The following is a 7,506-nucleotide window of genomic DNA, read 5'->3' on the forward strand; positions in this document are numbered from 1 at the left end:
GACTAGTTATTTTCAAAAATAATAGTATGATCTTTCGTATCGTCTTCGTTCTCTTCGCTAGCATCTGCTGTATTTTCGGCTTTGGCGTTTTGGCCACCGAATACAGCTTTTTCTAACTTAGACAAGCGACGTAGAATATCGTAGTTGGTTGTACCTTTTGATTGAGGTACTGTTGTAGATTTTGAGCGTTGGTTAGTGGCTTGGCGTCCACTTTCACTTGTACCAGTTGAGTGTTTTGCACGTTCTAACTCATTCTTAAGTGAGGCAATTTCTTTTTCATATGACTCATAGTCACGAATGATTAAATCTAAGAATTCGTCTACTTCCTCTGTGTTGAATCCACGAAGGGCAGGTTTAAATTCTTTCTGTAAAATATCTTTTGTCGTCAAGTTACGATCAGCCATTTAAATAACACCTCATCATTTATATTTCTAAGTTCTATTATAGCATAGCTTTCATTATTTGTAATAAATGTAATATAATAATAGTTTAAGATTCTATCAAATTCAACAGCAAGCATTAGTCTAATTTAAATCGTCAGAACATTGGCGCGGTAGTTATTTTCGTGTGGGTATATTATAATAATTAAAAAAGACGAAAGTGGGGAATCAACAGATGCAAACCGTATACACTTTTCTTGAAGAAACGTTAGAGAATAGCCATATTGATATTCCTTGGCGTTTATCCTATGTATCAGTATCCAAACAGGTGGTATTGCAAACATATCTGCCAGTGGTCGACAATGAAGAAATCACTTTTTTAGACAAAAATAACCAGCCTTTAGAAGGCATCGATTACTTAGAATTGAAGTTTATTTTTACAGCTGACCACCGTGTTAATGAAACAGTGAGTGGGATTTTTATCATTCAACCAAAAGACACTGAACACTTTCAAAAAGGGCACTTAGATATTCTAGCACAAGAAATTAGCCATCTTTTATATGAAGCCCGCTTGCAAATTAAAGAATTAATTAAAGGGGAAAGAATGGCGATTGATTTGAAATGGCCAGCAGAAGAAGTGGACCAAATGATCACAACAAGGAGAGCCATTAAGCGCTATGACGACAGCTTATTATATTTAGGAGATGATACGAATGACTTGGTATGAGTTAACAATTGAAACAGACAATAAAAGTGAGAACCTATTAACCGAAATTTTGTGGGGCTTAGACTCTGCTGGGGTGTCCATCAAAGACGAGCAAGACTATATTGACTGGTCGGATGACGGCTTTGGTTCAGTGAAGAATGACCAGCCGGCACCAGGAACCTATGAAGTTCACCCGGTAGTTTTAGGTTACTTTTCAGACGATAAAAATATCGAAGACATCATCTCTGAAATCAAAACCTACCAAGCAAACTATAATAAGGAATTAGGGGCAGATCAACAAATTGTCATCCATGACATCCGCTATAGTCCCCTAGAAGATAAGGACTGGGAAACAGCTTGGCAGGCTTACTATGAACCAATCCATGTATCGCGCTTTATGGATATTGTGCCAATTTGGGAGAAAGACGATCAAGTAGCTGATCCGAAGAAAACCACTTTATTCCTAGATCCAGGTATGGCCTTTGGGACCGGTTCACATGAAACCACTAAGCTGGCATTACGTTTACTGGAAATCGCTATGGCTGGCGGGGAAGATGTCATTGATGTGGGGACTGGGTCTGGTGTCTTAGCCATCGCTGCGAAGAAATTAGGCGCTAATGACGTCGCTGCTTATGATTATGATGGGTCAATTTTAGATATTACCCGCAATAATTTTGCTTTAAATGACGTAGAAGACGCTATTTCCGTTGCCCAAAACAACATCCTAAACGACATCGATACTCAAGTGGATATCATCACAGCCAATATCCTATTTGAAATCCTGGAACCCCTGATCCCGCAAGCTTACACTAACTTAAAAGCAGATGGGCAATTGGTGCTATCAGGTATTTTCCATGACAAGAAAGACGACATGTTGGCCTTACTTGCCGCCAATGATTTTACCGTTGAAATCGTTATGAACATGGGTGAATGGTACGGTATTTTAGCCCATAAAGGAAAAGATTAAGATGCAAAGATACTTTATCGAAGAGGAAACCGCCCAATTAAATGACCAAATTGAGATGGATAAAGACGCCTACCATCATATGATTAACGTTATGCGGATGCAGATTGGGGACCAGGTAATTCTAGTCACCCAAACTGAACAAGTATTTATCGGTGAGCTTGTTTCTGATGAAGGCAAAAGGGCAGTCTTTCGACTAGTTGAATTGCGGGAAGAAAATAAAGAAATTCCGGTCGACACCACACTCTTTGTCGGCCTACCCAAGGGAGACAAGCTTGATTTAATCGTACAAAAGGCCACCGAATTAGGGGTCCGTCATATTGTACCAGTTGCCATGCGGTATTCCGTCACTAAATGGGACCAAAAGAAAGCGGGCAAAAAAATTGACCGTTTGAAAAAGATTGCCAAGGAAGCTGCTGAGCAATCTCATAGAACTTTTGTTCCAACCGTCGAAGACTTGCATAGTGTTAGCATGTTAAAAAATAGACTATGCGAATTTGACCAAGTTTGCGTGGCTTATGAAGAGGTTGCCAAGTCGGGTGAAGCGGCCCTTTTGGCAAAGACTTATGCATCACTAAAAGCTAAGGACCGTATTGCCTTCATTACCGGACCTGAAGGGGGCATTCATCCAGATGAAATCGTCGAATTCACTGACGGATTCGACCATGTGCATTTGTGCGGGTTAGGGCCACGGATTTTACGGACAGAAACAGCACCCTTATATTTATTATCAAGTCTGTCATTTGCAACAGAATTATTAGGGGACTAACAAAGGTTTGATAGGGTTTCTAGTCCATTTATATGGTAAGATAGGAGAAATATACAATCTAGATATTGATGTCAACCATATAAGTTATATCAAGGAAAGTAGGTGGTAACATGCCAAATAAAAAGAATTATACAAAAGCAGAAGTTTTAGCCTTATGTGCTAGCTATATGTCTGAAGCGAGGGTGGACTATGTCCAAAAGGCAGCAGACTTTGCGGAACGCGCACATATTGAGCAAATCAGAAAATCAGGCGAGCCTTACTTTGTCCACCCAGTTCAAGTAGCAGGTATTTTAGCCGAATTGAAAATGGACCCGGATACCGTCATTACTGGGTTCTTGCATGACGTTGTGGAAGATACCGGTATCTCATTGGACGATATCGCCTACTTCTTCTCACCGACAATTGCCACCCTAGTAGATGGCGTCACCAAATTAGGGAAATTTAAATATAAATCACATGAAGAGCAATTAGCTGAGAACCACCGTAAAATGTTGTTAGCCATGGCCAACGATTTACGGGTCATCATGGTGAAATTAGCCGACCGTTTGCATAATATGCGGACGCTAAAATGGCATAAGCCAGAGAAGCAAGTGATTATCTCTACAGAAACGTTAGAAATTTATGCTCCTCTAGCTGACCGTTTAGGTATGAACCAGATTAAATGGGAACTAGAAGATACAGCGCTTCGCTATATGGATCCAGAATCGTATTACTCAATCGTTCAATTAGTAGATTCAAAACGCGACGAGCGGGCAGAATTTATTCAAACGACTATTGACGAATTGGAATCACAAGTAGAGGGAGCTATTACTGGTAAGTTTGAAATTTACGGTCGACCTAAACACATTTATTCTATTTACCGGAAGATGAAAGACCAAGGCAAAGAATTCGACCAGATTTTCGATCTCCAAGCTATCCGAGTGTTAGTGGAATCTGTTCGTGACTGTTATGCAGTACTTGGGATTGTCCACACTAATTGGAAGCCATTGCCAGGCCGATTTAAAGACTACATTGCCATGCCAAAAGCCAACATGTACCAGTCAATCCATACGACGGTTGTCGGTAACCAGCCAAGTCCAGTAGAAGTGCAAATTAGAACCTACGAAATGCACGAGGTTGCTGAGTACGGGGTTGCTGCGCATTGGGCTTACAAAATGGGTAACCATGAAAAGGTGGAGGCTTCACCTTTAGACGCCCAGCTAGATTGGTTTAACCAAATTGCGGAGTTGCAGGACGAATCTAAAGATGCCACCGATTTCATGGAAAGCGTGAAAGAGGACATTTTCCAAGACAATGTCTATGTATTCACCCCAACTGGCGACGTGACTGAATTACCAGCGGGTTCCTACCCATTAGACTTCGCCTACTCAATTCACTCAGAAGTAGGGAATAAGACGATTGGTGCTAAGGTCAACGGCAAGATTGAACCTTTGAATTACCAATTGAAAAATGGTGACATCGTGGAAATTCTAACGTCACCGAATTCGGCAGGACCATCGCGTGACTGGGTAAACTTGGTGAAAACTTCGCGGGCCCGCAACCGTATCAAACGATTCTTTAAATTGCAGGACCGTGACCAAGCGGTAGAACAAGGTCGACATGCGCTTGAAGAAACCCTTGATAATCTAGGTTTCAAATTAAAAGATGTCTACAAAAAAGAAGATATCAGTAAAACATTAGACCGGTTCAACTTCTCGACTGAAGAAGACTTGTTTGCAGCGATTGGCTTTGGCGAATTATCATCAACTGCAGTCGCTAACCGTTTAACTGAGCGGGAACGCCGGTTACGCGCAGCTGAGAAGAACAGGGAATCTGTTGAAGAGACCCTGAAAGAATCAGGCGAACAGAAGAAACTCATTAAGACACAAAAACAATCTAGTCATGTTCGCCGTAAAGCGTCTAAATCTAGTTCGGGCGTGATTGTTGAAGGTTTGGATTCACTCCTAGTCCGTCTAGCCCATTGTTGTAATCCTGTACCAGGAGACGATATTGTGGGTTATATCACTAAGGGGAGAGGGGTTTCCGTCCACCGCAGAGACTGTAAGAATGTGCAAGTCCCTGAAGATCAACAAGACCGCTTGATTCCAGTCGAATGGGAAGATGCCAACAAGAATGTGGACAACCAATATGAAGTGGAAATTGTGGTTGAAGGTGAGGACCGGTCTGGTTTCTTGAATGAAGTTTTACAGATCATCACGCCGATTGCTGGATCAGTCACTAATATTAATGGAAACGTGAACCATGACGATAACTCTGTCAAAGTGAGGCTTCGTTTTGTCATTCAAAACGTCAATCAACTGGATAAGATTATCGACCGAGTGAAAAATATACCGGATGTTTATTCGGTTGCCCGTGCTAAAGAATAAAGTAAAAATTAATAGTAATGAGCAATTTAATGGAGGGTTTGGATGCGAATTATCGTGCAAAGAGTTAGCCAAGCTAACGTTGCCATCGATGAAAGAGTTGTTGGTGAAATTAATAAAGGTTTTGTGCTTCTAGTAGGTGTTCATGAAGAAGACACGCCGGAAACAGTGGCATATATGGCCAGAAAGATCGCTAATATGCGAATTTTCGCTGATGAGGATGATAGATTGAATCTAAACATCGACCAGGTGTCAGGTGAGATATTATCCATTTCGCAATTTACCCTTTATGCCAGAACTAAAAAAGGTAACCGCCCATCATTTATCGATGCTGCCAAACCAGATCACGGCGATAAAATGTATCAATTATTGAATAAAACATTACGCACTGAGTATGGGTTAAAGGTTGCTGAAGGTGAATTTGGTGCCGATATGCAGGTATCACTAGTCAATGACGGTCCAGTGACCATCATATTAGACTCGGATGAAGCTTAGAATAAAGCTCAATTAGATTAAACAGAAAAAAATACCGATTGCTAGAGAATTTCCGGCAATCGGTATTTTTCTTATTTTGGCATCAATGCCTAAAAATCAATTATTGGTAGTAAATCACTAAAGCGTTGTAAATGGCGTCGGCAACTTGGTTCCAGTATTCTTCTTGACTGAATACGGCCACGTCACTCGGTGTTGACATGTAGCCAAGTTCTAGTAGGACACCTTCGCCAGCTAAGTCCCGGATGACTTGGAAGTCACCGAATTTAACACCGTTAGATTCTAATGGTAATTGTTCCATTAATTGAGCTTGAATCTCTTGGGCTACAGGGATGGAATCATCGCCGTAGTAGTAAGCTGTTGTGCCGGATGCACCTGTTGATTCAATTGCATCATAGTGGAAGGAAATCAATAGGTCAGCATTTGCTTGGTTGGCTGTATATGGAATATCAGCTAAAGCAACATCTGAATCATCATCTCGGGTTAAAATCACATTTACGCCGGCTGCTTCAAGTTTTTCCTTAACGGTTAGAGCAGTTTGTAAGGTGACTTCTTTTTCATATAGACCGTCTGTTACAGCACCTGGGTCGATACCACCGTGACCTGGGTCTAATACAATGGTCCGGCCAGCTAATGTACTGGTTGCTTCCGCTGCTTGTGCCTTATCTACCATGGCAGTTGAATCAGTTTCTGATAACCAGTTAACGATATAACCCTCTGTACCATCGACTGAACGTACATGGTAGTATTCATTTTCTTGACCAAGGTAGGCAAACTGTTCGTTCAAGGCACCTTTAACTAAGATTTCCGAATCTTTATTGGCTTCGCTACGAATATTTACGCCATCAGCAGTTGCTTTGACAGTGAAGTCGTAATCAGATAGAAATTCATCGTAAGTGGATTGTTCTTCTTCTGTAATTTCAGTATCTTCCTCGTAGGCAATTGTTCCTGGTGTCACATCGATTTCTGTTTGTTTCACCCAACCAATTTCACCAGAAAGTTGAATTTGGGCCCAACCATCCGCTTGGTGTAAGATTTGGTATTTTGAATTCTTTTCGGCAGATGTTAAGACCGTCGCGTCCTCTGAGTTTTCTTCGTAGATTTGAATATCATCTATTAAGGTTGTGGCAATGAAATCAGAGGAATCGATATCTTGGTTATCAGCTAACCAAGTTGGTATCCAACCTACTTCATTGTTATCGAGTAGGACATAGTACCAATTATTTTCTTGTCTGAGTATTCGATAAGGATTATTGCCGTCAAGTTGGTCTTTAATATCATAAGTTATCCCAGGTCCTTCACGAAGGTTGACAACATTGGTAGACAGTTCTTTATAGGATGCTTTGTTATATTGATACAATTGTAATGAGGAGAAACCAACGATTCCTGTTACAAAAATAAGGTAAAGTAGATAGACTACTTTATTTTGTTGGAAGTGGTTCTCAAAATGTTCTGTCAATTCGCTTACACCTCAGTAGGCCACCGGAAATTCCGGTAGAAAAAGTTTATATTTTAACTAAAATTTGGCATTATTATAATTCAGTTTACCTTTCTTGTGATAAATGAACAACTAGAAAATATACTATCTTGACACTTTTTTTGTTTTGATATAAGATAAGGAATGAATGATCCAATGAAAGAGCAAGAATAATTGTCGACATTTCTAGAGAGAGCTAATGGGTGAGAATGCTCAATGTCATTTATTTGCAAACACTCTGGAGGAGAATAGTGCAAAGCTATTCCGTCACGCACGTTACGCGTCGAGCAACAGCCATAGCTGTTGAAATTAAGGTGGTACCACGAAGTTAACTCGTCCTTATATTCCTATTGTT

At 40.7% G+C, this 7,506-nt stretch carries 7 protein-coding genes; 5 read left to right on the top strand and 2 right to left on the bottom strand.

Features of this window, described 5'->3' with window-relative positions:
* Nucleotides 1-2: 2 nt before the first annotated feature.
* Entirely contained in the window at nt 3-404 is a 402-nt protein-coding gene (gene gpsB / locus ACRCJ0_RS07610; protein ID WP_271736622.1) for a cell division regulator GpsB, read from the bottom strand.
* A gap of 211 nt (nt 405-615) precedes the next feature.
* On the opposite strand from gpsB, the gene ACRCJ0_RS07615 reads away from it, so the two are divergent.
* The 5 genes from ACRCJ0_RS07615 (at nt 616) to dtd (ending at nt 5,677) form a co-directional block, all read left to right on the top strand.
* Nucleotides 616-1,107, top strand: coding sequence for a hypothetical protein (locus tag ACRCJ0_RS07615; protein ID WP_431390078.1), 492 nt, complete (start codon nt 616-618; stop codon nt 1,105-1,107).
* On the top strand, nt 1,094-2,053 hold the full coding sequence (prmA, locus tag ACRCJ0_RS07620) for a 50S ribosomal protein L11 methyltransferase (protein WP_431390079.1): 960 nt from the start codon (nt 1,094-1,096) through the stop codon (nt 2,051-2,053). The genes ACRCJ0_RS07615 and prmA overlap by 14 nt, the downstream gene beginning before the upstream one ends.
* A 1-nt stretch (nt 2,054) precedes the next feature.
* On the top strand, nt 2,055-2,819 hold the full coding sequence (locus ACRCJ0_RS07625) for a 16S rRNA (uracil(1498)-N(3))-methyltransferase (protein ID WP_016897407.1): 765 nt from the start codon (nt 2,055-2,057) through the stop codon (nt 2,817-2,819).
* Between the two features lie 110 nt (nt 2,820-2,929).
* On the top strand, nt 2,930-5,185 hold the full coding sequence (locus ACRCJ0_RS07630; protein ID WP_069285860.1) for a RelA/SpoT family protein: 2,256 nt from the start codon (nt 2,930-2,932) through the stop codon (nt 5,183-5,185).
* A 42-nt stretch (nt 5,186-5,227) separates the two neighbouring features.
* A complete protein-coding gene (gene dtd, locus ACRCJ0_RS07635) occupies nt 5,228-5,677 on the top strand; it encodes a D-aminoacyl-tRNA deacylase (RefSeq protein ID WP_271736626.1) in 450 nt (149 codons plus the stop codon).
* A gap of 100 nt (nt 5,678-5,777) precedes the next feature.
* Here the strand turns inward: dtd and ACRCJ0_RS07640 are convergent, their stop codons facing one another.
* Nucleotides 5,778-7,133: an N-acetylmuramoyl-L-alanine amidase gene (locus ACRCJ0_RS07640; protein WP_149255603.1), complete on the bottom strand. Its 1,356-nt coding sequence runs from the start codon at nt 7,131-7,133 to the stop codon at nt 5,778-5,780.
* Nucleotides 7,134-7,506: the final 373 nt, after the last annotated feature.

The sequence above is a fragment of the Aerococcus sp. L_32 genome (assembly GCF_050689315.1).